Origin of the sequence: Rosenbergiella nectarea (assembly GCF_900111105.1) — a bacterium.
Lineage (GTDB): Bacteria > Pseudomonadota > Gammaproteobacteria > Enterobacterales > Enterobacteriaceae > Rosenbergiella > Rosenbergiella nectarea.
In genome coordinates this window covers 116077-142165 of sequence record NZ_FOGC01000007.1, presented here as the reverse complement: position 1 = coordinate 142165, position 26089 = coordinate 116077, and the positions used below count along the sequence as shown (strand labels likewise).

Annotated in this window: 27 protein-coding genes; 22 read left to right on the top strand and 5 right to left on the bottom strand. The window is 49.3% G+C overall.

What is annotated here, in order from left to right:
* Window positions 1-122: 122 nt before the first annotated feature.
* Window positions 123-1376: a serine hydroxymethyltransferase gene (glyA, locus tag BMX14_RS10065; RefSeq protein ID WP_092676331.1), complete on the top strand. Its 1254-nt coding sequence runs from the start codon at window positions 123-125 to the stop codon at window positions 1374-1376.
* Window positions 1377-1438: 62 nt separating this feature from the next.
* Here the strand turns inward: glyA and suhB are convergent, their stop codons facing one another.
* Complete coding sequence (gene suhB, locus BMX14_RS10060; protein WP_048912460.1) at window positions 1439-2242, bottom strand: inositol-1-monophosphatase; 804 nt, start codon at window positions 2240-2242, stop codon at window positions 1439-1441.
* A gap of 123 nt (window positions 2243-2365) precedes the next feature.
* Here suhB and trmJ point away from each other — a divergent pair, with 123 nt between their 5' ends.
* The 11 genes from trmJ to sseB all read left to right on the top strand — a co-directional run bounded on the left by trmJ (window position 2366) and on the right by sseB (window position 10951).
* Window positions 2366-3100, top strand: coding sequence for a tRNA (cytosine(32)/uridine(32)-2'-O)-methyltransferase TrmJ (trmJ, locus tag BMX14_RS10055; RefSeq protein WP_092676329.1), 735 nt, complete (start codon window positions 2366-2368; stop codon window positions 3098-3100).
* A gap of 140 nt (window positions 3101-3240) precedes the next feature.
* Window positions 3241-3750 (top strand): Fe-S cluster assembly transcriptional regulator IscR, encoded by a 510-nt coding sequence (gene iscR, locus BMX14_RS10050; protein ID WP_092676326.1) that lies wholly within the window; start codon window positions 3241-3243, stop codon window positions 3748-3750.
* Window positions 3751-3825: 75 nt separating this feature from the next.
* Entirely contained in the window at window positions 3826-5040 is a 1215-nt protein-coding gene (locus BMX14_RS10045) for an IscS subfamily cysteine desulfurase (RefSeq protein ID WP_092676323.1), read from the top strand.
* A gap of 24 nt (window positions 5041-5064) precedes the next feature.
* Entirely contained in the window at window positions 5065-5451 is a 387-nt protein-coding gene (iscU, locus tag BMX14_RS10040) for a Fe-S cluster assembly scaffold IscU (RefSeq protein WP_092676321.1), read from the top strand.
* A 14-nt stretch (window positions 5452-5465) separates the two neighbouring features.
* Window positions 5466-5789 carry an iron-sulfur cluster assembly protein IscA gene (gene iscA, locus BMX14_RS10035; protein ID WP_092676318.1) on the top strand — a complete coding sequence of 108 codons (324 nt, stop codon included), beginning with the start codon at window positions 5466-5468 and terminating at the stop codon, window positions 5787-5789.
* A 79-nt stretch (window positions 5790-5868) separates the two neighbouring features.
* Window positions 5869-6384: a co-chaperone HscB gene (gene hscB / locus BMX14_RS10030; RefSeq protein ID WP_092676315.1), complete on the top strand. Its 516-nt coding sequence runs from the start codon at window positions 5869-5871 to the stop codon at window positions 6382-6384.
* Between the two features lie 9 nt (window positions 6385-6393).
* Entirely contained in the window at window positions 6394-8244 is a 1851-nt protein-coding gene (gene hscA, locus BMX14_RS10025; RefSeq protein ID WP_092676312.1) for a Fe-S protein assembly chaperone HscA, read from the top strand.
* Window positions 8245-8246: 2 nt separating this feature from the next.
* Window positions 8247-8582 carry an ISC system 2Fe-2S type ferredoxin gene (gene fdx, locus BMX14_RS10020; RefSeq protein ID WP_048912443.1) on the top strand — a complete coding sequence of 112 codons (336 nt, stop codon included), beginning with the start codon at window positions 8247-8249 and terminating at the stop codon, window positions 8580-8582.
* A gap of 58 nt (window positions 8583-8640) precedes the next feature.
* Complete coding sequence (gene iscX / locus BMX14_RS10015) at window positions 8641-8841, top strand: Fe-S cluster assembly protein IscX (RefSeq protein WP_092676309.1); 201 nt, start codon at window positions 8641-8643, stop codon at window positions 8839-8841.
* A gap of 12 nt (window positions 8842-8853) precedes the next feature.
* A complete protein-coding gene (pepB, locus tag BMX14_RS10010; protein WP_408011870.1) occupies window positions 8854-10140 on the top strand; it encodes an aminopeptidase PepB in 1287 nt (428 codons plus the stop codon).
* 43 nt (window positions 10141-10183) lie between these two features.
* Window positions 10184-10951, top strand: a complete 768-nt coding sequence (gene sseB / locus BMX14_RS10005) for an enhanced serine sensitivity protein SseB (RefSeq protein WP_092676304.1) — start codon at window positions 10184-10186, stop codon at window positions 10949-10951.
* A gap of 198 nt (window positions 10952-11149) precedes the next feature.
* On the opposite strand, the gene BMX14_RS10000 is transcribed toward sseB, so the two are convergent.
* From BMX14_RS10000 to sseA, 3 genes are all read right to left on the bottom strand, one after another.
* Window positions 11150-11470 (bottom strand): HigA family addiction module antitoxin, encoded by a 321-nt coding sequence (locus BMX14_RS10000; RefSeq protein WP_092676302.1) that lies wholly within the window; start codon window positions 11468-11470, stop codon window positions 11150-11152.
* Window positions 11470-11748 carry a type II toxin-antitoxin system RelE/ParE family toxin gene (locus tag BMX14_RS09995; RefSeq protein ID WP_092676299.1) on the bottom strand — a complete coding sequence of 93 codons (279 nt, stop codon included), beginning with the start codon at window positions 11746-11748 and terminating at the stop codon, window positions 11470-11472. The genes BMX14_RS10000 and BMX14_RS09995 overlap by 1 nt, the downstream gene beginning before the upstream one ends.
* A gap of 591 nt (window positions 11749-12339) precedes the next feature.
* Window positions 12340-13182 (bottom strand): 3-mercaptopyruvate sulfurtransferase, encoded by an 843-nt coding sequence (gene sseA, locus BMX14_RS09990; RefSeq protein ID WP_092676296.1) that lies wholly within the window; start codon window positions 13180-13182, stop codon window positions 12340-12342.
* A gap of 272 nt (window positions 13183-13454) precedes the next feature.
* Here sseA and ndk point away from each other — a divergent pair, with 272 nt between their 5' ends.
* The 9 genes from ndk (at window position 13455) to der (ending at window position 22977) form a co-directional block, all read left to right on the top strand.
* Window positions 13455-13886, top strand: a complete 432-nt coding sequence (gene ndk / locus BMX14_RS09985) for a nucleoside-diphosphate kinase (RefSeq protein WP_048912436.1) — start codon at window positions 13455-13457, stop codon at window positions 13884-13886.
* A 147-nt stretch (window positions 13887-14033) separates the two neighbouring features.
* On the top strand, window positions 14034-15203 hold the full coding sequence (locus BMX14_RS09980; RefSeq protein ID WP_092676293.1) for a bifunctional tRNA (adenosine(37)-C2)-methyltransferase TrmG/ribosomal RNA large subunit methyltransferase RlmN: 1170 nt from the start codon (window positions 14034-14036) through the stop codon (window positions 15201-15203).
* Between the two features lie 78 nt (window positions 15204-15281).
* The gene (locus BMX14_RS09975) at window positions 15282-15722 is read left to right on the top strand and encodes a tetratricopeptide repeat protein (RefSeq protein ID WP_092676290.1); all 441 of its coding nucleotides are present in this window, start codon (window positions 15282-15284) and stop codon (window positions 15720-15722) included.
* Between the two features lie 262 nt (window positions 15723-15984).
* On the top strand, window positions 15985-16986 hold the full coding sequence (gene rodZ / locus BMX14_RS09970) for a cytoskeleton protein RodZ (RefSeq protein ID WP_092676288.1): 1002 nt from the start codon (window positions 15985-15987) through the stop codon (window positions 16984-16986).
* Between the two features lie 31 nt (window positions 16987-17017).
* Window positions 17018-18139: a flavodoxin-dependent (E)-4-hydroxy-3-methylbut-2-enyl-diphosphate synthase gene (gene ispG, locus BMX14_RS09965; RefSeq protein ID WP_092676285.1), complete on the top strand. Its 1122-nt coding sequence runs from the start codon at window positions 17018-17020 to the stop codon at window positions 18137-18139.
* Between the two features lie 58 nt (window positions 18140-18197).
* The gene (hisS, locus tag BMX14_RS09960; RefSeq protein ID WP_092676282.1) at window positions 18198-19478 is read left to right on the top strand and encodes a histidine--tRNA ligase; all 1281 of its coding nucleotides are present in this window, start codon (window positions 18198-18200) and stop codon (window positions 19476-19478) included.
* Between the two features lie 38 nt (window positions 19479-19516).
* The gene (locus BMX14_RS09955) at window positions 19517-20140 is read left to right on the top strand and encodes a YfgM family protein (protein WP_092676279.1); all 624 of its coding nucleotides are present in this window, start codon (window positions 19517-19519) and stop codon (window positions 20138-20140) included.
* A gap of 16 nt (window positions 20141-20156) precedes the next feature.
* The gene (gene bamB, locus BMX14_RS09950) at window positions 20157-21338 is read left to right on the top strand and encodes an outer membrane protein assembly factor BamB (protein ID WP_092676277.1); all 1182 of its coding nucleotides are present in this window, start codon (window positions 20157-20159) and stop codon (window positions 21336-21338) included.
* Window positions 21339-21492: 154 nt separating this feature from the next.
* The gene (gene der / locus BMX14_RS09945) at window positions 21493-22977 is read left to right on the top strand and encodes a ribosome biogenesis GTPase Der (protein WP_092676274.1); all 1485 of its coding nucleotides are present in this window, start codon (window positions 21493-21495) and stop codon (window positions 22975-22977) included.
* A gap of 29 nt (window positions 22978-23006) precedes the next feature.
* On the opposite strand, the gene xseA is transcribed toward der, so the two are convergent.
* Entirely contained in the window at window positions 23007-24389 is a 1383-nt protein-coding gene (gene xseA / locus BMX14_RS09940) for an exodeoxyribonuclease VII large subunit (RefSeq protein WP_092676271.1), read from the bottom strand.
* A gap of 168 nt (window positions 24390-24557) precedes the next feature.
* Here xseA and guaB point away from each other — a divergent pair, with 168 nt between their 5' ends.
* Complete coding sequence (gene guaB / locus BMX14_RS09935; RefSeq protein WP_092676451.1) at window positions 24558-26024, top strand: IMP dehydrogenase; 1467 nt, start codon at window positions 24558-24560, stop codon at window positions 26022-26024.
* The last annotated feature ends 65 nt before the right edge of the window (window positions 26025-26089 follow it).

Sequence of the window (26089 nt, the reverse complement as noted above, 5' to 3'; positions counted from 1 at the left end):
CCAAACGTTTGCGTAAAAAGACAGGCTTCTCTCTACCACCCAGCTTGAAAAGAGTTTACACTAACCGGCATACCCGTTGTGGGGGAATTTTGATGTTAAAAGCAAGCTGAGTGGAGATGGGAATGTTAAAGCGAGAAATGAACATAGCCGATTACGATGCGGCATTATGGCAGGCGATGGAGCAAGAGAAAGTGCGTCAGGAAGAGCATATCGAACTTATCGCCTCTGAAAACTACACCAGTCCACGTGTAATGGAAGCGCAAGGATCCCAACTGACCAATAAGTATGCCGAAGGTTACCCAGGCAAACGTTATTACGGCGGTTGCGAATACGTTGATATCGTCGAGCAACTGGCGATTGATCGTGCAAAAGCGTTATTTGGTGCAGATTACGCGAACGTCCAACCTCACTCAGGCTCTCAAGCTAACTTTGGTGTATTTACCGCTCTGTTAACCCCAGGCGATACTATCCTTGGTATGAACTTGGCTCACGGCGGCCACCTCACTCACGGATCTCCGGTTAACCTGTCCGGTAAACTCTATAACGTCATCCCTTACGGCATCGATGAAAGCGGTAAGATTGATTACGACGAATTGGCGGCGCTTGCTCAGCAACACAAGCCTAAGATGATCATTGGCGGATTCTCTGCCTATTCCGGTGTCTGTGACTGGGCAAAAATGCGTGAAATCGCGGATAGCATCGGCGCATGGTTATTCGTCGATATGGCACACGTCGCAGGCTTAGTTGCTGCAGAGGTTTATCCTAACCCATTACCGCATGCCCACGTGGTCACCACAACGACCCACAAAACCTTAGCCGGTCCACGCGGTGGCCTGATTCTGGCTCAAGGTGGTGACGAAGATCTTTACAAGAAATTGAACTCTGCCGTATTCCCAGGCGGTCAGGGCGGTCCATTGATGCATGTTATCGCCGGTAAAGCGGTAGCCTTTAAAGAAGCGATGGAGCCAGAGTTCAAAACTTACCAGCAACAAGTAGCGAAGAACGCTAAAGCCATGGTAGAGGTTTTACTTGAGCGCGGTTATAACATCGTCTCTGGCGGGACTCACAACCACCTCTTTTTGTTAGACTTGGTTGAGAAGAACCTAACCGGTAAAGAAGCTGATGCCGCCCTGGGCAGCGCGAATATTACCGTGAACAAAAACAGCGTCCCGAACGACCCGAAAAGTCCGTTCGTTACCTCGGGTATTCGTATCGGAACGCCTGCGGTAACGCGTCGCGGCTTCAAAGAAGCCGAAGTTCGTGAATTAGCTGGGTGGATTGCCGACGTGTTAGATAACGTCAACGACGCGGCAACCCTCGAGCGTGTGAAGGGCCAAGTGTTGGCACTTTGTGCGCGTTTCCCAGTTTACGCATAAACATTACCGCAATAAAAAAGCCGCGATAGTGACCTATCGCGGCTTTTCTTTATCAAAAGAACTTAGCGTTTTAGCGCATCGCTAAGTTGATCGCGCATTACCGCTAACATCTCACGCACAACACGAGAGTTACCTGCCACGATGTTACCTGATTGCAGGTAACCATGACCGCCAGTGAAATCAGTCACTAAGCTACCGGCTTCGCGCACTAACAGTTCACCTGCCGCGAAATCCCAAGGTTTTAAGCCAATTTCAAAATAACCATCGGTACGGCCGGCGGCGACATAGGCTAAATCCAATGCCGCTGACCCGGTACGACGGAAGTCTGCACATTTGGTAAACAGGGCCGTTACCACATTCAGATAACTCGCTGAGTGCTGTTTTGCTTTGAATGGGAATCCTGTGGCGATGATTGTACCGTCTAAATCGCGTGCAGTGCTGCCACGTAAACGGTAACCATTGAGCTGTGCGCCTTGGCCACGTACTGCGGTAAAGAGTTCATTACGCATTGGATCGTAGACAACCGCCACTTCAGTACGACCTTTGATACGTACGGCGATAGAAACGGAGAAGTGTGGGAAACGTTTAATGAAGTTGCTGGTGCCATCCAGGGGATCAATAACCCATTGTATATCCTTATCTTCACCACCTAAATCTCCGCTCTCTTCCGTCACAATGCTGTGTTGCGGATAGGATTTGCGGATAACTTCGATAATTAAACGCTCGGCGTCACGGTCAACGTTGGTGACAAAATCGTTGGTGCCTTTTTGATTTGTTTCTACTGCGTCAGGCGTTTCATAATTTTTGGCGATAAGATTGCCGGCCTTGCGCGCTGCGCGCACGGCGATGTTCAGCATCGGATGCATCGGTTATTCCCACTGGATGTTAAAGAACGAAAAATCGCGGGCAGTATAGCAGAAGGTTAAATAAAAGTCTCAGATTATGTTAGAATCCTTTCATCATTTCTCTTGGCGACATGAATCCTGCTTATGTTACAGAATATACGAATTGTCTTGGTTGAAACGTCTCACACCGGGAATATGGGCTCAGTCGCCCGTGCCATGAAAACCATGGGCCTTTCTAATCTTTATCTGGTAAATCCATTACTCAAACCTGACTCGCAAGCCATCTCACTCGCCGCCGGCGCGAGCGATCTTATCGGCAATGCCACCATTGTTGACACGCTTGATGAAGCGATCTCGGGCTGTAGTTTAGTGGTCGGGACTAGCGCACGCTCTCGTTCACTGCCGTGGCCGATGTTGGATGCACGCGAGTGCGGGACTAAAAGCGTGGAAGAAGGGCAGCAAGCGCCGGTTGCGTTAGTCTTTGGTCGCGAGCGGGTAGGCTTAACCAACGATGAGCTGCAAAAATGCCACTACCATGTCGCCATCCCTGCGAACCCAGATTACAGCTCATTAAATCTTGCCATGGCCGTACAAATTATCGCGTATGAAGTTCGCATGGCATGGTTGGCGAGTGAGCAATCCCCGGTAGCGCCGCAAACTGAAGAGTCGCCTTACCCATTAGTAGATGATTTAGAGCGCTTCTATCACCATATGGAAGGCATGATGCTTGAAAGTGGGTTTATACGTCAGGGCAACCCAAGCCAAGTGATGAGCAAACTTCGCCGTCTCTTTACGCGTGCACGGCCTGAGCGCGATGAATTGAATATTTTACGTGGCATGCTCTCGTCCTTTCAAAAGGGTGAAAAGCCTAAAAGTTAAGGCACAATGATACGCACTTTCGGTTAAATACCTGAGTAATTTAGTCAGGTAAATAGTTGACCAAATCACTCGGGAATGTCAGACTGTGAGCATCAATTATTTAACATTCCGACAACTGTGAAAACCGAGGTCGTATCACAATGAGACTGACATCCAAAGGTCGTTACGCCGTCACCGCTATGTTAGACGTTGCGTTACACTCGCATGAAGGGCCGGTACCGCTGGCGGATATTTCTGAACGCCAAGGGATCTCGCTCTCGTACCTAGAGCAGTTGTTTTCGCGTCTGAGAAAACATGAGTTAGTGTCCAGCGTGCGTGGACCGGGTGGTGGCTATCTTCTTGGTCAACAAGCCGCTAATATCTCGGTCGGTACGGTGATCATGGCAGTTGATGAGTCGGTTGACGCGACCAAATGCCAAGGTAAAGAAGGGTGCCAAGGGGGCGAGCGTTGTTTGACGCACGCATTATGGCGCGACCTGAGCGACAGAATTAGTGACTTCTTAAATAATATTTCGCTGGCGGAGTTGGTTAACAATCAAGAAATCTTGGATGTTGCTGGACGTCAAGCGACTGTCGATAATCGTCGATTTCAGCAATCTGGCCGTATGGCCGAGAAAATCGATGTCAAATTGCGCGCAGTAGGCTCGTAATAATTGACTCTTTATCGACTGTCAATTTTTATAAAATATAACATGCAATGAAGTGATGTACGGAGCTTAAGCGCAATGAAATTACCGATTTATCTCGACTACTCAGCGACGACACCTGTTGACGCTCGCGTTGCTGAAAAAATGATGCAATGTATGACCCAAGATGGCAATTTTGGTAACCCCGCATCACGTTCACACCGTTTCGGTTGGCAGGCGGAAGAGGTGGTGGATATCGCTCGTAACCAAGTTGCTGAACTGATTGGTGCGGATCCGCGTGAGATTGTTTTCACCTCTGGCGCAACCGAATCTGATAACTTAGCGATCAAAGGCGCGGCAACCTTTTACCAGAAAAAAGGTAAGCACGTTGTGACGGTTAAAACCGAGCACAAAGCCGTACTGGATACTTGCCGTCAGCTAGAGCGTGAAGGGTTTGAAATCACTTACCTTTCCCCACAAGCTAATGGCCTGATCACATTAGAGCAGTTCACCGCCGCTTTACGCGACGACACAGTACTGGCTTCTGTGATGCACGTTAACAACGAAATTGGTGTTGTACAAGATATCGCTGGGCTCGGTGAGATTTGCCGTGCAAAAGGCATTATCTTCCACGTCGATGCCACGCAAAGCGTCGGTAAATTACCGATTGACCTGTCGACGCTAAAAGTTGATTTAATGTCTTTCTCTGCTCACAAGATCTATGGTCCTAAGGGGATCGGTGGTTTATACGTACGTCGTAAACCGCGTATCCGACTAGAAGCCCAGATCCATGGTGGTGGTCACGAGCGTGGTATGCGTTCAGGTACATTGCCTGTTCACCAAATTGTCGGCATGGGCGAAGCGTACCGCATTGCTAAAGAAGAGATGAGCACCGAAATGGCTCGCCTCAGCAAACTGCGCACTCGTCTATGGGATGGCCTGAAGGATATGGAAGAAGTCTATCTGAACGGTGATCTAGAAAATGGTGCCCCAAACATTCTTAATGTCAGCTTTAACTATGTTGAAGGTGAGTCATTAATTATGGCGCTGAAAGATTTAGCCGTATCATCCGGTTCAGCCTGTACTTCTGCGAGCTTGGAACCTTCCTATGTGCTACGCGCATTAGGGATGAATGATGAACTGGCACACAGCTCGATTCGTTTCTCTTTAGGGCGCTTTACCACTGAAGAAGAAGTCGATTATGCGATTGATTTATGCCACAAATCTATCGGTCGCCTCCGTGACTTATCTCCATTATGGGAGATGTTTAAGGCCGGCGTAGATTTAAATAGCATCGAATGGGCGCACCACTAATTTTTAGATTTTGGAGAAAATATCATGGCTTACAGCGAAAAAGTAATCGATCACTACGAAAATCCACGTAACGTGGGCTCTTTTGATAACGCCGATCCAACTGTGGGCAGCGGCATGGTGGGCGCACCGGCTTGTGGTGACGTGATGAAGCTACAGATCAAAGTCAGCGATACCGGCATCATTGAAGATGCTCGCTTCAAAACTTATGGCTGCGGCTCAGCGATTGCCTCAAGTTCGCTGATTACCGAGTGGGTAAAAGGCAAATCGCTAGACGAAGCGCAAAGCATCTCTAACATGCAAATCGCTGAAGAACTGGAGCTTCCACCGGTGAAGATCCACTGTTCGATCCTTGCGGAAGATGCTATCAAAGCGGCTATCGATGACTATAAGAGCAAGAAAACCGCTAAGTAAGTTAGGGAGTTAACATGTCAATTTCCCTGAGTGATTCAGCGGCAGATCGTGTCAGCGCCTTCTTAACTCACCGCGGGCAAGGCGTTGGCCTACGCCTTGCGGTACGCACCTCAGGGTGCTCAGGCATGGCTTACGTTCTAGAGTTTGTCGATGAATTACAGCCTGACGATCTTGTCTTCGAAGACAAAGGCGTTAAAGTGATTGTTGATGGCAAAAGCTTAGTTTACCTCGACGGGACGGAATTGGATTTCGTTAAAGAAGGGCTTAATGAAGGCTTTAAATTCAATAATCCTAATGTCAAAGATGAATGCGGTTGTGGCGAGAGCTTTAACGTATAACTTTGATGTCATACACTGATTTAACTCATCGCCCCAGCTCGCTGGGGCGATGAGTTTGTCTTACGCGAACTGATAGCTTATGAACTTTTTTACGCTGTTTGACCTGCCAGAAAGCTTCACGCTCGACACTTCGTCACTCGCCGAGCGGTATCAAGCTTTGCAACGCCGTTATCACCCTGATAACTTTGCCACTCAGCCGGAAGCGGAACGCTTACAGGCTCTCACCACTGCGGCAAATATCAATCAAGGGTACCAAGCCTTACGTAAACCGTTACCTCGTGCTGAATATATTCTCTCGCTGCATGGTTTCGATATTAATAACGAACAACATACTATGCACGATACCGAGTTTCTGATGGCGCAACTGACGCTCAGAGAAACCCTGGAAACGATTGAACAGCAACAGGATGGCGAGGCATTAACGCGTTTTTTAGGCGACATCAAACAGCAGCATAAATCGTTAATGAGTGTTGTCGCGCAGCAACTTGCCGATCAACAGTGGCCGCAAGCCGCCGATACAGTCCGTAAACTCCGTTTCTTTACCAGACTTGCCGAGCATGCCGAGGCACTGGAAGAGAAATGGCTCGATTTTTAAGGATAAACGATGGCGTTACTTCAAATCAGCGAACCTGGCCTAAGTTCAGTTCCGCACCAGCGTCGTCTGGCGGCGGGTATCGACTTAGGGACCACTCACTCACTGGTTGCTACCGTAAGGAGTGGCGAAACGACGACCTTGGCCGATGCACAAGGGCGTGATCTGCTGCCGTCCGTCGTGCGTTATACCTCGGATGAGACTATCGTTGGTTGGCCGGCCCGTGAACAAGCGGTGACTGATCCGGCTCACACCTTCAGTTCGGTTAAACGTCTGCTCGGCCGCTCGCTGGCGGATGTCCAACAGCGTTATCCGCAACTGCCTTACCACTTCCATGCTAGCGAAAACGGTTTACCGCTGATGTCCACGCCGGTCGGCCAGGTTAACCCTATTTCCGTTTCTTCAGAGATCCTATCGACACTTGCTAAGCGAGCGGAAGAGACCTTGGGCGGCGAGTTGGAAGGCGTAGTGATCACGGTTCCGGCTTATTTTGACGATGCACAACGTCAGGGGACTAAAGATGCGGCTCGCTTAGCCGGTCTGAAGGTATTACGTCTGTTGAATGAACCGACCGCTGCTGCCGTGGCATACGGTTTAGATTCTGGTCAAGAAGGCGTTATCGCCGTCTATGATTTAGGCGGTGGCACCTTTGATATCTCTATTCTGCGCTTAAGCCGTGGTGTATTTGAAGTGCTGGCCACAGGTGGCGATTCTGCACTAGGCGGCGATGACTTCGATCAACTGGTGGCGCAATGGATTCAACAACAAGCCGGTATTACGGATCTCTCTGACCGCCATTTACTGCGCGCAGTATTAGATGCTGCGACCCAAGCAAAAATAGCGTTAAGTGACGTATCAGAAACGACGATCACGGTCGGCGACTGGACAGGTGAATTAACCCGCGAGCAGTTCGAGCAGCTGATTGCGCCATTGATCAAACGTACCTTGATGGCGTGCCGCCGTACGGTCAAAGATGCGGGTATCGAGGAAGATGAGATCGCGCAAGTGGTCATGGTCGGTGGATCAACTCGCGTTCCAGCTGTCCGCGAGCGTGTGGGTGAGTTCTTTTCTCGCGAGCCACTCACCTCTATCGACCCCGATAAAGTCGTCGCGTTAGGGGCGGCGATCCAAGCTGACATTCTTGCCGGTAACAAACCGGATAGCGAAATGCTGCTATTGGATGTGATACCGCTTTCTCTTGGCTTAGAAACCATGGGTGGCTTAGCGGAGAAAGTGATCCCGCGTAATACCACCATTCCTGTAGCACGTGCGCAAGAGTTCACCACCTTCAAAGATGGTCAAACAGCCATGAGCATCCACGTATTACAAGGCGAACGTGAACTGGTCGAAGATTGCCGTTCACTAGCGCGCTTTGCCTTACGGGGGATCCCGGCAATGCCCGCGGGGGGCGCACATATCCGTGTGACCTTCCAAGTCGACGCCGATGGATTGCTGAGTGTTAGCGCGATGGAGAAATCCACCGGAGTGGAAGCGTCAATCCAAGTTAAGCCCTCTTATGGCCTGACCGAAAATGAGATCGCGACGATGCTTACCGACTCGATGACCCATGCACGGGACGATATTTCGGCCCGTAAAGTGGCGGAACAGAAAGTCGATGGCTTACGCGTGTTAGAAAGTTTAGAGGGTGCATTAGCAGAAGATGCGGCACTGCTCAGTGAAGAAGAACAGCAAGCAATTGCGTCAGCGCAAGCGGTCCTACGCGAAGCACTCGCAGGGTCTGAAGCGCAACCCATTGCAGAAGCAATAAAACAACTCGATCAAGTAACCCAGAATTTCGCCGCGCAACGGATGGATAAATCTATTCGTCAAGCGTTGACCGGACATTCTGTGGATGAGGTTTAATTATGCCAAAAGTAGTGATTTTACCCCACGCCGATTTATTACCGGATGGCGGTGTTTATGATGCGACCCCTGGAGAAACAATTCTGAATGTCGCGTTACGTAATGGAATTGATGTCGAGCACGCTTGCGAAAAATCCTGTGCTTGTACCACGTGTCACTGTGTGGTGCGCGAAGGTTTTGACTCTTTAGCCGAAAGCTCGGAGCTGGAAGACGACATGCTGGATAAGGCTTGGGGGCTTGAGCCAGAAAGCCGGTTAAGCTGCCAAGCACGGGTGACCGACGAAGACCTCACCGTCGAATTCCCACGCTATACCGTGAACCACGCACGGGAACACTAATTGATTCCTCATCGGGCCAGACTTAACCTCTGGCCCGATTGCTATGGAGAAAATACGTATGTCAATAAAATGGACAGATAGTCGTGAGATCGGTGAAGCCTTGTACGATCTCTATCCAGACACCGATCCTAAAACCGTAAGGTTTACTGATCTACATACCTGGATCTGTGCACTAGAGGGCTTCGATGACAATCCTGACGCATCAAACGAGAAAATCTTAGAAGCGATTTTGTTAGTCTGGATCGACGAATACGAATAAGTTTAGGAGTCAGTGATGACCACAGCCATGCAATTACAGTTAAGTCAGCACCCCGCAGCGGAGTGCTGGGGGGCCAAAGCTCTGATGAGTCCTCATGCCGAAGGGATGACGATCCACCTTGCAGAGGCAGAGAAGAATGGTGCTATACAGCGCGCCGCACGTAAACTCGACCAACAAGGTATTCGCCACGTTGTGTTAACCGGTGAGGGATGGGATCTTGAAGCCTGTTGGGCGTTCTGGCAAGGTTTTCGCTCACCGAAAGGGCAGCGGCAGGTTACTTGGCCGACGCTGTCTGAAGCGGATCTCACTGAACTTGATCATCGCTTGACGATCATCGATTGGGTACGCGATACCATCAATAAACCGGCGGAAGATCTGGGCCCTCAAGAACTCGCCCGTGCCGCGGTAGATTTGCTGAATAATGTTGCCCCTGATGCGGTGACTTATCGTATCCTAAAAGGCGACGAGCTACGCGAACAAGGCTACCTCGGTCTGCATACCGTAGGCCGTGCCTCCACTCGTGCCCCGGCATTATTAACTCTCGACTATAACCCGAGCGGTGACGATGCAGCGCCTGTTTTCGCTTGCCTAGTCGGTAAAGGGATTACCTTTGATACGGGGGGCTATAGCCTTAAACCGAGTGCACCGATGGACTCGATGAAGTCAGATATGGGCGGTGCAGCCACCCTAACCGGAGCGTTAGCCTTGGCGATTGCTCGCGGTTTGACTAAGCGCGTAAAACTGATCCTTTGCTGTGCAGATAATATGGTGAGCGGTAATGCGATGCGCCTGGGCGATATTATCCATTATCGTAACGGTAAGTCGGTTGAAGTGATGAACACCGATGCCGAGGGCCGCTTAGTGTTAGCGGATGGGTTAATCGATGCTAGCGCACAACAACCTGAATTATTAATCGATGCGGCAACCCTCACCGGTGCGGCGAAGATGGCACTCGGTAATGATTATCATGCGTTATTTAGCTTTGATGACATCGCGGCACAATCGCTGCTGCACAGTGCGGACATAGAAGGGGAAAGCTTCTGGCGTTTACCCCTTGCGGAGTTCCACCGTCAGCACCTTCCTTCCAATTTTGCTGATCTGAATAATATTGCTAGCCCAGCACATACTGCCGGAGCCAGCAGTGCCGCTGCCTTTTTATCATGGTTCGTGACCGAGTATAAAAAAGGGTGGTTACACATTGACTGTTCAGCAACTTATCGTAAGGCTGGCGTCGATCAGTGGTCAGCGGGTGCCACGGGGATTGGTGTGCGTACCTTAGCAAATCTGCTATTAAAATAATCTGCGGGGCAGGCGGTTAGCCTGCCGATTTCGAGAGCCTATTATGTCCGTTGAATTGGAAAAACTGTTGGAGCAGGCGGCAACTGAGCCAGCGTATCGACCTGCTTTTTTTCAGGCATTGTTGGACGCTGATGTCTGGGTTTTAGGCCGCAGCGTTGAACAACAATTGACTGCCGAGTCGGGCGTCGAATTGACGCATTGGGAGAAGGCAGATGGCGAAAGCGTCATTCCTTTTTTTACCTCAGAACAGGTCCTTAATGAGGTATGCGAGTCCGGAGAGCCTTGGGTCAAACTTCCTGTCAAAACGCTCTTTGAATTGACGCGGGGAGAAAATCTCTTTCTCAATCCTAAACGGAGCGCAGGTAAAGAATTTTCAGCCAGCGAGATTGCAGCCTTACTAGATAATCGCGGCGATGTGCTTTCTGAACAGCGAGTCATTGAAGGTGGAGAAACATTGCTGGTCTCGGCGATCGATGAACCGCCTGCGCAGCTCGTCAGCTCGCTTACTACACTCTTTGCCGGGCTTAAGACGGTGCGTCGTGCTTTTCTGGCCGAAATTCGTGAAGGCCAGGGGTTACCGGCTAATTTACTCGTAGGGATTGAAGCGGATGAAGAAATTGACGAGATTATTCAGCAAGCGGGCCAAGTCGCGGTCGATACCTTACCGGATGATGCCTTAATCGACCTGTGTGAAGTGACTGAGCAGCCCTCTGGCATTAGTCATTTTTTCACTGCGCACATCACCCCATTCTATGAACGACGTTGGGGCAGTTTCCTGCGAGATTTTAAGGGTAGCCAGCGGATAATTTAAAAGCAGTGCTTGTTAAAAGAACCCTGAAAGTTGGATAACTAACTTTCAGGCGTTTATCTTTCGATGAGCAGGCTAAAAAATATTTCGTCTTGACTTAACGTGTATCTTCTTTTGGAGACCACTATGTCAATCATACAATGCTCCTGTCCCCATTATCTGCCGAAGCATTGAGGGATTACCCATCTGAGTTAATGCTCTCTAAGGTTTGGATTGTGCCATGACAGGAGAGGGGGCATCTGCCACCAGTCTGCGTAAGTGAGAAGTATCAACCGACGATTGTGCATGATATAGGCTGTAGTTAGCTTGTAGGTTAAGCCAAAACTTAGGATTATTACCTAATACTGCAGACAATTTAACCGCCATATCAGGCGTCACTACAGTTTGGCCGTTAAGTAAGCGGTGTGCGGATGATGGAGAGATATCCATCGCCCTAGAGAATTCACGAGTACCTATGTCGATACTTTCAATTATCTCTGCAATAACTTCTCCAACGTGGGGGGGATTAAACATTTCACTCATTAGTGGTAGTCCTCATAGTTGATGATGTAGGCATCGCCATCTTTAAATTCGAAAGTTATGCGCCAGTTACCATTTACCGATATTGACCAAATTCCTTTTCTGTCACCCTTGAGTTCGTGAAGATCATAACCTTGTATAGTAACGTCTGATATTTCGATGGCGGCGTGGAGTATGGCAAGCCTCAATCTGAGTTTTGAGACGTGATTCGCCTGAATTCCTCCTATCTGACCTGTCTCGAAAAACTTATTCAATCCTTTGTGCTTAAAAGACTTAATCATGCAAGGCCCCTCTTCCTTGATAGGGAATAACTTATACTGTTCCGTGCCAAGGAACAAGTGTTGTTTGTATTTTAATCAAAAAAATCAAATTTTTGAGGTATGTCACTCGGATATGCGGGATTGATTGCTGATAGGCTCTGCTGAATCAGGGTGTTCATATCCACTAACGTGATGAGTAAATACCCATTTGACCGAGGTGAATATGGCAGACTCGTCCTCAACGATTATACCTACCGGTAAACAGTACCGGTCTCGATGAGCGGATAAAGTATTGCAACTCATTAAAGCTAAGGGTATTGCCGTCGAAACGGGCGAACGCCTAATGGCTGGGTAAAGACTATAGGAAGTCGTCGTAAGAAGGATTAGGCGCGGTGAAGTCCTCACCGTGCCTGTCGCTATCAAACCGGACATTCTCTCACAACAATCCCGCTTGGGGCCGTGCTTACTTTTGGTGAGTCAGGTCACTCTTCTACTACTGTAGCGGTTTAGGTACAGAGCAAAACCTACTGGTCTCGAGACAAGAGAGGATTTTGACCCGTTAAGGACACTTTCAGTATATGTTAACCGCTTGTCTTGCTCGATATTGCTCCACTAAGGCCTTACCGGTAAATCATCGCGACTTCCCCATTCCCCCCAAGAACCATCATAAAGGCTGACCTGCTGCTGTCCTAGTTGATGTAAGGCGAGTAACAGTACCACAGCGGTAACCCCTGAACCGCAGGTGACGACGGCAGGCTGAGTGGTATCGACGCCCGCCTGCTTGAACAGTGCCTGTAACGTGTCATTATCTTTTAGGCGTCCTTCACTGACTAAGTGATCCCAAGGTAAATTAAGGCTGTTGGGAATATGGCCGCGACGTAATCCAGGACGAGGTTCATCAGCCTCGGCGTTAAAGCGTGGAGCAGAGCGCGCATCAATAATTTGCGTGCCACCTTCATGGCTTAGGACTAACATTTTGGTTAGGGGGATTACGTTATCTTCTGCTACGTAGGCTTCAAATTGCGTCGGAGCAAGGGAGACTTCACTGGTCGCGAGAGGCAAGTTTTTCTGTTGCCAGGCTTGTAAGCCGCCCGCCAATATCGAGACCTTTTCAACACCGAAGTGACGTAACATCCACCATGCCCGGGGCGCAGAAAAGAGATTCCCCTCATCGTAAACGATAAGATGCTTTTCATGATCGACACCAAGTTCTCGCATCGCCACGGCAAAGTGATCGGGACGAGGTAACATATGAGGATAGGGACTTTGGCTATCAGAGAGTTGTTCGATATTAAAGAAGACTGCCTCAGGGAGATGCCCCGCACGGTATTCACGCTCAACGTCACGAACTCGCTCTTGTCCCGGGGGTAACAATCGCGCATCCAATACCTGTATCCCGGTATCGTTGAGGTGGTCAGCCAGCCACCGTGGCGTCACGAAAACAGTTTGACTCATTGTCTCTCCACTCCTAAAACGTCAAGATGAACAGAGTGACAAAGCTTGCTCAATTTGTCACGGAGCTTTTTAGTCTGCTTAGGGTTAACGCCTGAACACTGTGATCAGGCGCGAAGGAAGAATAAAATCAATGCAAAATGATAAAAAATAATGGATTAACCTAGGCAACGACGCGTTTGCCACCTATAATCGGCGCCGTTTCTCACTATCGTCGTCCGTCCAGAGTGATTGAACGACGCTAGGGTATTTTGCAAGCTCAGACTGAGGTCACTATGACAATCGAACGTACTTTTTCTATCATTAAGCCAAACGCCGTTGCTAAAAATGTAATTGGTGCAATTTACAACCGTTTTGAAAGCGCTGGCTTCAAAATCGTGGGCGCTAAAATGCTGCAACTGACTAAAGAGCAAGCAGAAGGCTTCTACGCTGAGCATAAAGGCCGTCCATTCTTTGATGGTCTGGTTGAGTTCATGACTTCTGGTCCAGTTGTTGTTTCTGTATTAGAAGGTGAAAACGCTATCCAGCGTCACCGTGACCTGATGGGCGCAACTAACCCAGACAACGCATTAGCAGGAACTCTGCGTGCGGATTACGCTGACAGCTTCACTGAAAATGCAACTCACGGTTCTGACTCTGCTGAGTCTGCAGCACGTGAAATTGCTTACTTCTTCTCTGCTGAAGAAGTGTGTGCACGCACTCGTTAATTTTAACGTGTCGAACACAGTACATTCGCATCTGATAGCAGATGGATGTACACTACGCACCCCCTTACCTTGTGAGGGGGTGCGTTTTTTTAAATTTTCAATTCCTTTTACGTGCCATAACGTGTAACAACGAGGCCAGAGATTACTATGTCAGACTCTATCACCACCCCAGAAATTTTCGCGCCAGCGATTTCGCCTGTTAAATCCACAAAGATTAATTTACTCGACCTGAATCGCACAGAAATGCGCAAGTTTGTCGCGTCCTTAGGCGAAAAGCCCTTCCGTGCAGATCAGATTATGAAGTGGATTTACCACTACTGCTGTGACGATTTCGAGCAAATGACGGACATCAATAAAAAATTTCGTCAAAAGCTTAGTGACATGGCGGAGATCCGCGCACCGGAAGTCGCAGAAGAGATGCGTTCTTCAGACGGTACCATCAAGTGGGCGATACGAGTCGGCGACCAGTTAGTCGAAACCGTTTATATTCCAGAAAAAGATCGGGCGACGTTGTGTGTATCCTCACAAGTCGGCTGTGCCTTAGAGTGTAAGTTCTGCTCGACCGCACAACAGGGATTTAACCGTAATCTAAAAGTTTCAGAAATAATCGGACAGGTATGGCGCGCAGCGAAAATTATCGGCGCGGCGAAAGTGACCGGTCAGCGCCCGATCACCAACGTTGTGATGATGGGAATGGGTGAACCCTTACTTAACCTCACTAACGTCGTCCCGGCGATGGAGATCATGCTCGACGATTTCGGCTTTGGCTTATCGAAACGTCGCGTCACCTTGTCGACATCAGGTGTTGTCCCCGCGCTAGACAAACTTGGCGATATGATTGACGTGGCGCTAGCCATCTCACTGCATGCCTCGAATGACAAAGTGCGTGATGAGATCGTGCCAATTAATAAGAAGTATAACATCGAAGCATTCTTAGCCGCGGTGAAACGCTATATTGGTAAGTCTAATGCTAACCAAGGCCGTGTTACCATTGAATACGTGATGCTAGACCATGTCAACGACAGTACCGATGATGCCCATGAATTAGCGGCATTATTAAAAGATACGCCGTGCAAAATTAACCTGATCCCGTGGAACCCCTTCCCAGGCGCACCTTATGGGCGGAGTTCTAATAGCCGTATCGACCGTTTTTCAAAAGTGTTAATGGATTACGGTTTTACGACCATAGTGCGTAAGACCCGTGGTGACGATATCGATGCGGCTTGTGGGCAGTTGGCCGGTGATGTTATCGATCGGACTAAACGTACCTTACGCAAAAAAATGGCAGGCGAACAAATTTCTGTGAAAGCCCTCTAGCCTTTAGTCAAAGGGATAACCATCGTTGTACTGATTCTGTCATGCTAGCCCCCCATCAAGGATGATAAGGGCTAGAAAATGGCTAAATGGAAAAGGGCAGTGCTGGGGGTAAGTATACTTGCTGGTTGCCAGCACTATTCAGCGGTGGAACAGAGTGTGGCGATGCGACTCTATCTCGGGGAGCAATATCTCCAGATGCAGCAACTTACCCACGCCGAGCGCAATTTTCGAAAAGTGGTTGCTTTACAGCCGAATAATGTTCAAGGATGGTGGGGCTTGGCACAGATAGCAGCCCATCAAGGTGACACCTCAACGGCTCTTTTGTATTATCAGCGTGCTTTTCAGATGGCTCCAGAAAATACCCGGCTAAGTGATAATTACGGTGCTTTTCTTTGTACTTTAGGGCAGTATGATGAAGCTCGACGTATTGTTAAACGTGATAAAAAAACAATAGGTAATCAGAATGGCGGACAAGAAAACCGCTCTTGGGATCCTTGTTTACCGAAGTCAGCACGTTAGCGGCGGTGTTAAAGCCAGCAATACAGTCGTCAGAATGATAACTGTTGAGGGAATAAGTGTATGAGTCGTGTCGGAATAAGCTAACGCAGTTTTGCGATGCTATTGAAAAAACACACTATCATTACACTGAATCCACTGAACAGATTGATTTGAACCATGAATTTATCGCCGTGCAACGCCGTACTTGGTCGCTAGCGTCACAGACCAACTACCGTTAGCGCGAACTTTTCACCCTCGATACAGTACTGACGTTATATTGCGAATGAATACTGAAGCCAATCAAGACACTATCAAAAAATCCACGGGTGAGCGTTTACGTCAAGCCCGTGAAGCAAAAGGTATGACGCAACAGAATGTTGCCGCTAGACTCTGCCTAAAGCTCTCTACAGTGCGAGATATCGAAGATGATAAAGCGCCTGCCGAACTTGCCGCGACCTTTTTACGTGGATACATCCGCTCCTATGCTCGCTTAGTACAGATCCCTGAAGCCGAGTTACTGCCTGAAGCTATTCAACACGCGCCGATTCGTCCCGCGAATATTACGCCAATGCAGAATTACTCGCTTAATAGTCGCCGTAGCAGAAAAAAACGTGATGGACTGCTAACAACTTTCACCTGGTTAATTATTTTTGTGGTGGTGGGACTTACTGTAGCGTGGTGGTGGCAAAATCATAAAGCCGCACAAAGTGAATTAACCAATAGCGTGTCGACACAAGATAACGAAGGAACCGGTACTAGCCAGTCTATCCCGTTATCTACCGACCCTTCGTCGCAGCAAGCCACTCAGAGCGAGTCACAACCTGCTGCTAACGATGCGCAGCCAGAACCGGCCGCGCAACCCGAGGCGACCGCTCAAGCGTCAACCGCGCCGGCTAACGATACAAGCGTAACAGCGCCAGCAACCTCCTCGACGACTCCGGCACAAACCTCGTCAACCACGAATACGCCAGCGGTATCAACCTCGCTACCTGCTCAACCCGCCACCCCAACGGCTGATAATGCACAACAGGCTCCGTCTAGCCCCGATGCGCTAACACTGCAATTTACCGGCGACTGCTGGTTAGAAGTGAGTGATGCTAGCGGCAAAAAACTTTTCAGTGGCTTACAACACAGTGGTGGCGCATTAAATCTCACTGGTAAGCTCCCTTATCATTTAAAAATCGGTGCTCCTGCTTCCGTCTCGGCCCAGTTCCGTGGACAGCCAGTTGATTTAAGCCGTTTTGTTCATCGTAATCAGGTAGCACGTCTGAATGTTGGCGCGTAAGCGTCAATATTGAGGCAAGTGGAGAAAAGCTATGCATAACGAGGCTCCCATTAACCGTCGTAAATCTACTCGTATTTATGTCGGTAAGGTGCCAATCGGCGATGGGGCACCCATCGCTGTACAATCAATGACCAATACCCGTACTACCGACGTTGAAGCGACGGTCAATCAGATCAGAGCGTTAGAGCGTGTCGGTGCGGATATTGTACGTGTTTCTGTGCCAACCATGGATGCGGCAGAAGCCTTTAAGCTCATTAAGCAACAAGTGAATGTGCCACTGGTGGCTGATATCCATTTCGATTACCGTATTGCCTTAAAAGTTGCTGAATATGGTGTCGATTGCTTACGGATCAACCCAGGAAATATCGGGAATAACGAACGTATTCGTCAAGTGGTGGACTGCGCACGAGATCATAACATTCCGATCCGTATTGGGGTGAACGCCGGATCCTTAGAAAAAGATCTGCAGGAAAAATACGGTGAACCGACGCCACAGGCATTGGTTGAATCCGCTTTACGCCACGTCGAACACCTCGATCGCTTGAACTTCGACCAGTTCAAAGTCAGCGTAAAAGCGTCTGACGTATTCTTGGCGGTCGAATCTTATCGTCTCCTGGCACAACAGATTAAACAACCGCTGCACCTAGGGATTACTGAAGCGGGAGGCGCGCGTGCCGGGGCGGTTAAATCGGCAATTGGATTAGGACTTCTCCTTTCTGAAGGGATCGGCGATACAATACGTATCTCATTAGCCGCGGATCCCCTTGAAGAAATTAAAGTGGGTTTTGATATTTTAAAATCGCTGCGTATCCGTTCACGCGGGATTAACTTCATTGCTTGCCCAACCTGTTCACGTCAAGAATTTGATGTTATTGGTACGGTCAATGCCTTAGAACAGCGTTTAGAAGATATCATTACGCCAATGGATATCTCGATTATTGGCTGTGTAGTCAATGGTCCCGGTGAGGCGACCGTCTCGACCCTCGGTGTCACCGGGGGGAATAAAAAGAGCGGCTTCTATGAAGATGGGGTCCGTCAACGTGATCGTTTAGATAATAACGATATGATTGACCAACTCGAAGCGCGTATTCGTGCAAAAGCTTCGATGCTTGATGAAAATGCGCGGATCGCGATCCAGCACCTTGATAATTAATCCTTTAACTGGGCAGCAATGCCCTGTTTTTTAGCATTTGAAATAAAGAGATTGTAACGTGGCGAAAAATATTCAAGCGATACGTGGAATGAACGATTACCTGCCAGCAGACACTGCGGTATGGCAGCGCATCGAACAGAGTCTGAAACAAGTCCTGGCAGGCTATGGCTTTAGCGAAATTCGTCTGCCAATCGTTGAACAGACGCCATTGTTCAAACGCGCCATTGGAGAAGTCACCGATGTGGTCGAAAAAGAGATGTATACCTTCGATGACCGCAACGGTGAAAGCTTAACTTTACGCCCTGAAGGGACCGCAGGTTGTGTCCGCGCGGGAATTGAACATGGTCTGCTTTATAACCAAGAGCAACGCCTTTGGTATATGGGGCCGATGTTCCGTTACGAGCGACCACAAAAAGGTCGTTATCGTCAATTCTTCCAGCTTGGGGCTGAAGTCTTTGGACTAACAGGCCCAGATATCGATGCAGAACTGATTATGATGACTGCACGCTGGTGGAAAGAGTTAGGCATCGCAGAACATGTAGAGCTTGAGCTCAATTCCATCGGCTCATTAGAAGCTCGCGCCGCATACCGTGAAGCACTCGTTGCCTTTTTAGAACAGCATAAAGACGTCTTGGACGAAGACTGCTTACGCCGCATGTACAGTAACCCGTTGCGAGTGCTGGACAGTAAGAACCCAGATGTTCAAGCGCTACTCAACGATGCGCCTAAACTGCACGACTATCTGGATGAGGATTCCCGCGAACACTTCGCGGGCGTCTGCCAATTCCTAGACGATGCTGGCATTAGATACCGTATTAATCAACGCTTAGTTCGTGGATTAGACTACTACAACCGTACCGTTTTCGAATGGGTAACCAGCAGCCTTGGCGCGCAAGGTACCGTCTGTGCAGGTGGACGTTACGATGGACTCGTCGAGCAACTAGGTGGACGCGCTACACCAGCCGTCGGTTTTGCGATGGGCCTTGAGCGTTTGGTACTCCTCGTACAATCTGTCGTGCCAGACTTTGAACCAGTTAACAAAGTCGATGTCTACGTCATATCATCGGGACAAGGTGTGCAATCTGCAGCGATGCAACTTGCTGAAACGCTCCGTGATCAAGCGCCTAGCTTGAAAATTATGACTAACTTTGGTGGCGGTAACTTCAAGAAGCAATTCGCTCGTGCGGATAAAAATGGTGCGAAAGTGGCATTAGTGCTGGGCGAAGATGAAGTCAGTAACGGACAAGTTGTGATTAAAAACTTGGCGCGTGGCGAACAGAAGTTAGTCAGTTCTCAGGACGTACTGGCCGAATTACAGGCGGCGCTTCTCGCTGAGTAAGCGTGTGGCAGGTAGAGAGTAATACAGGAGTAGGACGGGTGGAAGTTTACAACAACGACAATCAACGTGATCAAACTGAAGCAGTTAAACAGTTTTTTGCAAACAATGGTAAGGCCCTTGCGGTCGGAGCAGTGATTGGAATTGCCGCACTAGTGGGTTGGCGTTTTTGGGTCAATCATCAACAAAACAATGCTCTGGCGTCGTCAGATCGCTATCAGCAGCTAACGTCAACGTTGAAGGCTGATAATCCCGCATCAATTCAGGCCCTCGCCAGTTTTGTCGACCATGACAAAACCAGTTATGGTGCTTTAGCGTCACTCACGTTGGCTAAAACCTATGTTGATAAGAGCGATCTGCAAAATGCCGCGAAAATCTTAGAGCAAGGCCTGCAAGACTCCTCAGACCAAAGCTTGCAAGCGGTGATTCGTTTACGTCTTGCTCGAGTCCAGTCTGAGCTTAAAAATCCTGACGCGGCATTAAAAACGCTTGATGCGGTGAAAGGGGATAACTGGACTGGCCTTGCCGCAGATATTCGTGGCGACATCCTATTAAATAAGGGCGATAAGCAGGGCGCAGCCGCTGCCTGGCGTCAAGGGATAAAATCAGAGGTATCGCCTGCAGTGAAGCAGATGATGCAAACTAAGTTGAATAATTTTAGCTAAGCCAGTGAGAGAGCGCATGGAATTACGTAAATACCTGCTGCCGGCATTAATTTCGGCCACCCTATTAAGTGGTTGTTCGCTGTTCAGTGGTGAAGAGGATGTCGTGAAAATGGCCCCTCTACCGAAAGTACAAAATCAATTTACCCCGTCGACCACCTGGAGTACTTCAGTCGGTAACGGTATAGGCAATTTCTACTCTAATCTGCACCCAGCTTGGCAAGACGGAACCGTCTATGCAGCTGACCGTCGTGGTACGGTTAAAGCGCTGGATGCCGCGAGCGGTAAAGAGAAATGGTCGATCGATCTTTCTGAAAAACAAGGCTTCTTCTCCAGTAATCTGTCAGCATTGCTATCTGGTGGGATTACGGTTGACGGTTCAACCTTATATATCGGTAGCGAGCGCGGCGCAGTCTACGCACTGAACGCTGCAGACGGTAAGACGCTGTGGAAGACTCAAGTTACCGGTGAAGCGATGTCGCGTCCTGTGGTCAGCGATGGTCTAGTCCTGATCCACCAAAGCAACGGGATTTTGCAGGCGCTTGATCAACAAACGGGTGCCATCAAATGGTCAGTCAACCTTGATATTCCTTCGCTGTCACTGCGTGGCGAATCTGCACCGGCAGTGGCCTACGGCGGAGCGATCGTTGGTGGAGATAACGGACGTGTGAGCGCCGTGATCCTGAACCAAGGTCAAATCATCTGGCAGCAACGTATTTCGCAACCGAGCGGTGCGACGGAAATTGACCGGTTAAGTGACGTCGACACCACGCCAATTATCGTCAATAACGTAGTTTATGCCTTAGCGTATAACGGCAGCTTAACGGCGATGGACTTACGTTCTGGACAAGTTATCTGGAAACGTGATGTTGGCGGCGTAAAAAACCTTATCGTCGAAGGCGGTAATCTCTACGTCGTCGATCAAAATGATCGTGTGATTGCCCTGAACACTGATGGTGGTGTCGAAATCTGGCGTCAAAGTGAGTTGCTTCACCGTAACCTCACTTCACCCGTTCTGTTTGATGGCTACTTGGTCGTAGGTGATAGCGAAGGCTACCTGCACTGGATCAATACCGCTGATGGACGCTTTGTCTCGCAACAAAAAGTGGACAGCTCAGGCTTCCAGACTGACCCGGTTGTGGCGGGCAGTAAATTGCTGATTCAGGCGAAAGGTGGCGAGGTATACTCCATCTCGCGTTAAACATCCTCAGCAATTTCGCTTGGGTGTGTTATATTGCACGGCTCCTGTTCTACAGGAGCCGTTTATTTTTTATGGTAAGCCACTTTTATTTGATTAAGCGTGGTTGCGAATAAAAGTTGGGTTAGCAGATTTATTTTTGTCATGAGGCTTTATTATGGTACCTGTGGTCGCGCTGGTTGGGCGCCCGAATGTTGGAAAGTCAACATTATTCAATCGGTTAACTCGCACACGTGATGCGCTGGTTGCGGACTTCCCCGGTCTGACACGCGATCGCAAGTATGGGAAAGCCGAAATTGAAGGTCGTGAATTCATCTGTATCGATACGGGTGGTATTGATGGCACCGAAGAAGGCGTCGAAACGCGGATGGCTGCGCAATCGCTATTAGCGATCGAAGAAGCGGATGTCGTGTTATTTATGGTCGATGCGCGTGCAGGAGTGATGCCAGCGGATGAGCAGATCGCTCAACATTTGCGTTCGCGTGAAAAAGCGACATTTTTAGTCGCCAACAAGACCGATGGCCTCGATGCCGACGCAGCGATTAGCGATTTCTGGTCTTTAGGTATGGGTGATATCCATGCCATCGCGGCGTCTCATGGACGTGGCGTGACCTCGCTACTTGAAACCGCATTGTTCCCGTGGATGGACAAGAAGGAAGAAGAGGTTCCGCTCACTGAAGAAGAAGAGAACGCGGCTTATTGGGCTGAGCTTGAGGCTGAAGAGTTACAGCAGCTTGAGGAAGAAGAAGAGTTTGACCCAACGACCCTACCCATTAAATTGGCTATTGTCGGGCGTCCAAATGTCGGAAAATCAACGCTGACCAACCGGATTCTAGGTGAAGACCGCGTCGTCGTGTATGACATGCCTGGTACAACGCGCGATAGTATCTATATCCCGATGGAACGTGATGAGCGTGAGTATGTGCTTATTGATACCGCAGGTGTGCGTAAGCGCGGAAAAATCCATGATGCTGTAGAGAAATTCTCGGTTATTAAGACGCTGCAAGCTATCGAAGATGCCAATGTAGTGATGTTAGTCATCGATGCTCGCGAAGGAATTTCGGATCAAGACTTGTCGTTACTCGGCTTTATCCTCAATAGTGGGCGTTCGTTAGTTATCGTTGTTAACAAATGGGATGGTTTATCTCAAGACGTCAGAGATGAAATCAAAGAAGCGCTGGATTACCGTTTAGGCTTTATCGATTTCGCCCGTGTTCACTTTATTTCTGCGTTACACGGCAGTGGTGTCGGCAACTTGTTTGAATCCATTACTGAGGCTTACGATAGCTCGACGAAGCGGGTTAACACGGCGATGCTGACACGGATTATGCATATGGCGCAAGACGATCACCAACCGCCTCTCGTGCGTGGCCGTCGCGTTAAACTGAAGTTTGCACACGCTGGGGGATATAACCCACCTATCGTGGTGATCCATGGTAACCAAGTTAAGGATTTACCAGATTCCTACAAACGTTATTTGATGAACTATTATCGTCGAACGTTAAATGTGATGGGTACCCCAATCCGTATACAATTCAAAGAGGGTGAAAACCCGTTTGCCGGAAAACGTAACCTACTTACGCCAACGCAACAGCGTAAACGTAAACGTTTAATGGCACACATGAAGAAGAATAAGCGTTAACAATAAGGGCCACAGAAAGTGGTCCTTTTTTATTGCGATGATGAGGGCTTTTTAGGGCCACGTTTACGGGCTTTCTCTAGGTTAAGCACTTCACTCTCCGCCCAGCCGTCTTCCAAGCGCGTACGAAGCTTATCTCCGACACGTATATCTTTAGTCTTACGCACCACCTCACCCTGTGCGCTGGTGGTGACACTGTAGCCTCGCGCCAGTGTGCCGAGTGGACTTACCGCTTCCAACTGCACCGCAAGATTACCAAAGCGCTGCTTACGCTGTTCAACTTGCTGCTGCAAGGCGATCTGTAAACGGTAGCGCTGTTGAGCAATATATTGCTGATGGTGAGCAATGTTTGCTGAAGGTAAGTGGCGATTTAAGCGACGCGTTAAGCCATCATAACGTTGCTGTGCAGTGTGCAATTGACGTTGCAAGGCATCTTGCATACGACGCTGTTGCTGTTGCAGCTGGGACTGTTGGCGCACGAGCCGTAATTGTGGATGCTGCTGTGTCAGGCGATACGTCAGCGCCGTTAAACGGCGTTGTTGGCCGGTATGATAATAATCGAAGGCCATTTCTAACCGTTGCTGCTGTCCCTGCAATTGCCGTAAGAGTTCTACTTGATTACGACTCACCATCTCCGCGGCAGCAGAAGGGGTGGGGGCGCGTAAGTCGGCGACAAAATCAGCAATAGTGATATCAGTTTCGTGCCCCACAGCGCTCACAATAGGAAGTTCGCTGTTGGCAATGGCGCGGGCTACACTCTCTTCGTTAAAACACCAGAGGTCTTCCAGCGAACCGCCGCCACGCCCCACAATTAGTACGTCGCACTCTTTGCGTTGATTGGCTAAGCTAATGGCATTGACGATAGCGGCAGTGGCCTCACGTCCTTGTACTGCCGTAGGATAGATGACGACTGGCAGCGCGGGATCACGTCGACGTAAGACATGCAGAATATCGTGCAGCGCGGCGCCTGAGGGCGAGGTGATCACCCCCACGCGGGTGGCTGGAATGGGCAGAGGACGCTTACGGGAGTGGGCGAACAGTCCTTCATTATCGAGTTTGAGCTTCAAGGCTTGGAATTGTTGCTGTAACAATCCTTCGCCAGCCGGATGCATCGACTCCACAACGAGCTGATAGTCGCCTCGCGGATCATAGAGCGTCACCGAGGCACGGACCAGGATTTGCATACCGTTTTGCGGCTGAAAAGTTACGCGTTGATTATTACCACGGAACATCGCGCAGCGAACTTGGGCGGCATCGTCCTTTAAGGTGAAGTACCAATGCCCGGATGCGGGGCGGCTAAAGTTCGAGACTTCGGCACTTAACCAGATCCGGCCGAGCTGTTTTTCCAGAAGCTGTCGCACGCTACCGTTGAGCTGGGCGACGGAATAAATTGTGCTGTTTTCAGTCGGTAACATGTGATCAAGATCAAACTTTAAATCAGAGGGTTAAGCAGTGATACTAACCTTCTCCTTACAACTATCAAGTTTTTTCTATAAATAAAGCTGGAGCGAAGGGCAATGCGCCTGTATAATGCATCGGCAATATTTTATCCGTTCTCATACACCTTAGGTTGGGATATTGCCATGCTACGAATTGCCAAAGAAGCCCTCACGTTCGACGATGTTTTACTGGTTCCTGCCCACTCTACCGTTCTGCCTAACACGGCAACGCTAACGACTCAATTAACCAAAAATATTCGCCTGAATATCCCAATGCTGTCCGCAGCGATGGATACCGTGACCGAAGCCCGTCTAGCAATCGCGCTGGCTCAAGAAGGTGGTTTAGGTTTTATTCACAAAAATATGACCATTGAGCGCCAAGCGGAAGAAGTCCGTAAGGTTAAAAAATACGAGAGTGGTATCGTCACCGATCCTCAAACCGTATTGCCAACCACCACGCTACGTGAAGTAAAAGAGTTAACCGAAATTAATGGTTTTGCCGGTTACCCGGTCGTTAACGCACAAAATGAGCTGGTGGGAATCATTACTGGTCGTGATATGCGTTTTGTGACCGACCTTAACCAAGCGATCAGTACCTTTATGACGCCGAAAGAGCGTTTAGTCACCGTCAAAGAAGGCGACGCCCGCGAAATCGTTCTGCAAAAAATGCATGAAAACCGTGTTGAGAAAGCGCTGGTGGTGGATGATGCATTTCATCTGCTTGGCATGATCACCGTGAAAGACTTCCAGAAAGCGGAACGTAAACCTAACGCGTGTAAAGACTCACAAGGCCGTTTACGTGTTGGCGCGGCGGTCGGTGCAGGCGCAGGCAACGAAGAGCGTGTTGATGCATTAGTGGCAGCAGGCGTTGATGTATTACTGATCGACTCCTCACATGGCCATTCAGAAGGCGTTTTACAGCGTATTCGTGAAACCCGTGCAAAATACCCTGACTTAGAAATCATCGGCGGCAATGTCGCGACCGCGGCAGGCGCTAAAGCTCTTGCCGACGCTGGCGTCAGCGCGGTTAAAGTGGGGATTGGCCCTGGCTCTATCTGTACGACTCGTATCGTTACTGGCGTAGGTGTTCCACAAATCACCGCGGTGTCAGATGCCGTAGCGGCGTTGGAAGGGACAGGTATTCCAGTGGTTGCCGATGGCGGGATCCGTTTCTCGGGCGATATTGCTAAAGCGATCGCAGCGGGTGCAGCAGCCGTTATGGTCGGTTCAATGCTAGCGGGTACTGATGAATCGCCAGGCGAGATCGAGCTCTATCAAGGCCGCTCTTACAAATCTTACCGTGGTATGGGGTCTTTAGGCGCGATGTCTAAAGGCTCTTCTGACCGTTACTTCCAAACCGATAATGCTGCAGACAAATTAGTGCCTGAAGGGATTGAAGGTCGTGTCGCGTACAAAGGTCACTTAAAAGAGATTATCCATCAGCAGATGGGTGGCCTGCGTTCATGCATGGGATTAACCGGCTGCGCGACCATTGATGATTTACGGACTAAAGCAGAATTCGTCCGCATTAGTGGTGCAGGTATCTCGGAAAGTCACGTCCACGATGTTACTATTACCAAAGAAGCACCAAATTATCGTATGGGGTCATAATCCCGACTGATTTAGCGCCCGGCGATTGCCGGGCGCGTCATTTTATAACGCTATCGCCTGGAAAA

What these genes read in the sequence shown, in the direction of transcription:
- glyA (WP_092676331.1), top strand. Translation starts at nt 123, where the DNA reads ATGTTAAAGCGAGAAATGAACATAGCCGATTACGATGCGGCATTATGG.
- suhB (WP_048912460.1), bottom strand. Translation starts at nt 2,242, where the DNA reads ATGCATCCGATGCTGAACATCGCCGTGCGCGCAGCGCGCAAGGCCGGC.
- trmJ (WP_092676329.1), top strand. Translation starts at nt 2,366, where the DNA reads ATGTTACAGAATATACGAATTGTCTTGGTTGAAACGTCTCACACCGGG.
- iscR (WP_092676326.1), top strand. Translation starts at nt 3,241, where the DNA reads ATGAGACTGACATCCAAAGGTCGTTACGCCGTCACCGCTATGTTAGAC.
- BMX14_RS10045 (WP_092676323.1), top strand. Translation starts at nt 3,826, where the DNA reads ATGAAATTACCGATTTATCTCGACTACTCAGCGACGACACCTGTTGAC.
- iscU (WP_092676321.1), top strand. Translation starts at nt 5,065, where the DNA reads ATGGCTTACAGCGAAAAAGTAATCGATCACTACGAAAATCCACGTAAC.
- iscA (WP_092676318.1), top strand. Translation starts at nt 5,466, where the DNA reads ATGTCAATTTCCCTGAGTGATTCAGCGGCAGATCGTGTCAGCGCCTTC.
- hscB (WP_092676315.1), top strand. Translation starts at nt 5,869, where the DNA reads ATGAACTTTTTTACGCTGTTTGACCTGCCAGAAAGCTTCACGCTCGAC.
- hscA (WP_092676312.1), top strand. Translation starts at nt 6,394, where the DNA reads ATGGCGTTACTTCAAATCAGCGAACCTGGCCTAAGTTCAGTTCCGCAC.
- fdx (WP_048912443.1), top strand. Translation starts at nt 8,247, where the DNA reads ATGCCAAAAGTAGTGATTTTACCCCACGCCGATTTATTACCGGATGGC.
- iscX (WP_092676309.1), top strand. Translation starts at nt 8,641, where the DNA reads ATGTCAATAAAATGGACAGATAGTCGTGAGATCGGTGAAGCCTTGTAC.
- sseB (WP_092676304.1), top strand. Translation starts at nt 10,184, where the DNA reads ATGTCCGTTGAATTGGAAAAACTGTTGGAGCAGGCGGCAACTGAGCCA.
- BMX14_RS10000 (WP_092676302.1), bottom strand. Translation starts at nt 11,470, where the DNA reads ATGAGTGAAATGTTTAATCCCCCCCACGTTGGAGAAGTTATTGCAGAG.
- BMX14_RS09995 (WP_092676299.1), bottom strand. Translation starts at nt 11,748, where the DNA reads ATGATTAAGTCTTTTAAGCACAAAGGATTGAATAAGTTTTTCGAGACA.
- sseA (WP_092676296.1), bottom strand. Translation starts at nt 13,182, where the DNA reads ATGAGTCAAACTGTTTTCGTGACGCCACGGTGGCTGGCTGACCACCTC.
- ndk (WP_048912436.1), top strand. Translation starts at nt 13,455, where the DNA reads ATGACAATCGAACGTACTTTTTCTATCATTAAGCCAAACGCCGTTGCT.
- BMX14_RS09980 (WP_092676293.1), top strand. Translation starts at nt 14,034, where the DNA reads ATGTCAGACTCTATCACCACCCCAGAAATTTTCGCGCCAGCGATTTCG.
- BMX14_RS09975 (WP_092676290.1), top strand. Translation starts at nt 15,282, where the DNA reads ATGGCTAAATGGAAAAGGGCAGTGCTGGGGGTAAGTATACTTGCTGGT.
- rodZ (WP_092676288.1), top strand. Translation starts at nt 15,985, where the DNA reads ATGAATACTGAAGCCAATCAAGACACTATCAAAAAATCCACGGGTGAG.
- ispG (WP_092676285.1), top strand. Translation starts at nt 17,018, where the DNA reads ATGCATAACGAGGCTCCCATTAACCGTCGTAAATCTACTCGTATTTAT.
- bamB (WP_092676277.1), top strand. Translation starts at nt 20,157, where the DNA reads ATGGAATTACGTAAATACCTGCTGCCGGCATTAATTTCGGCCACCCTA.
- der (WP_092676274.1), top strand. Translation starts at nt 21,493, where the DNA reads ATGGTACCTGTGGTCGCGCTGGTTGGGCGCCCGAATGTTGGAAAGTCA.
- xseA (WP_092676271.1), bottom strand. Translation starts at nt 24,389, where the DNA reads ATGTTACCGACTGAAAACAGCACAATTTATTCCGTCGCCCAGCTCAAC.
- guaB (WP_092676451.1), top strand. Translation starts at nt 24,558, where the DNA reads ATGCTACGAATTGCCAAAGAAGCCCTCACGTTCGACGATGTTTTACTG.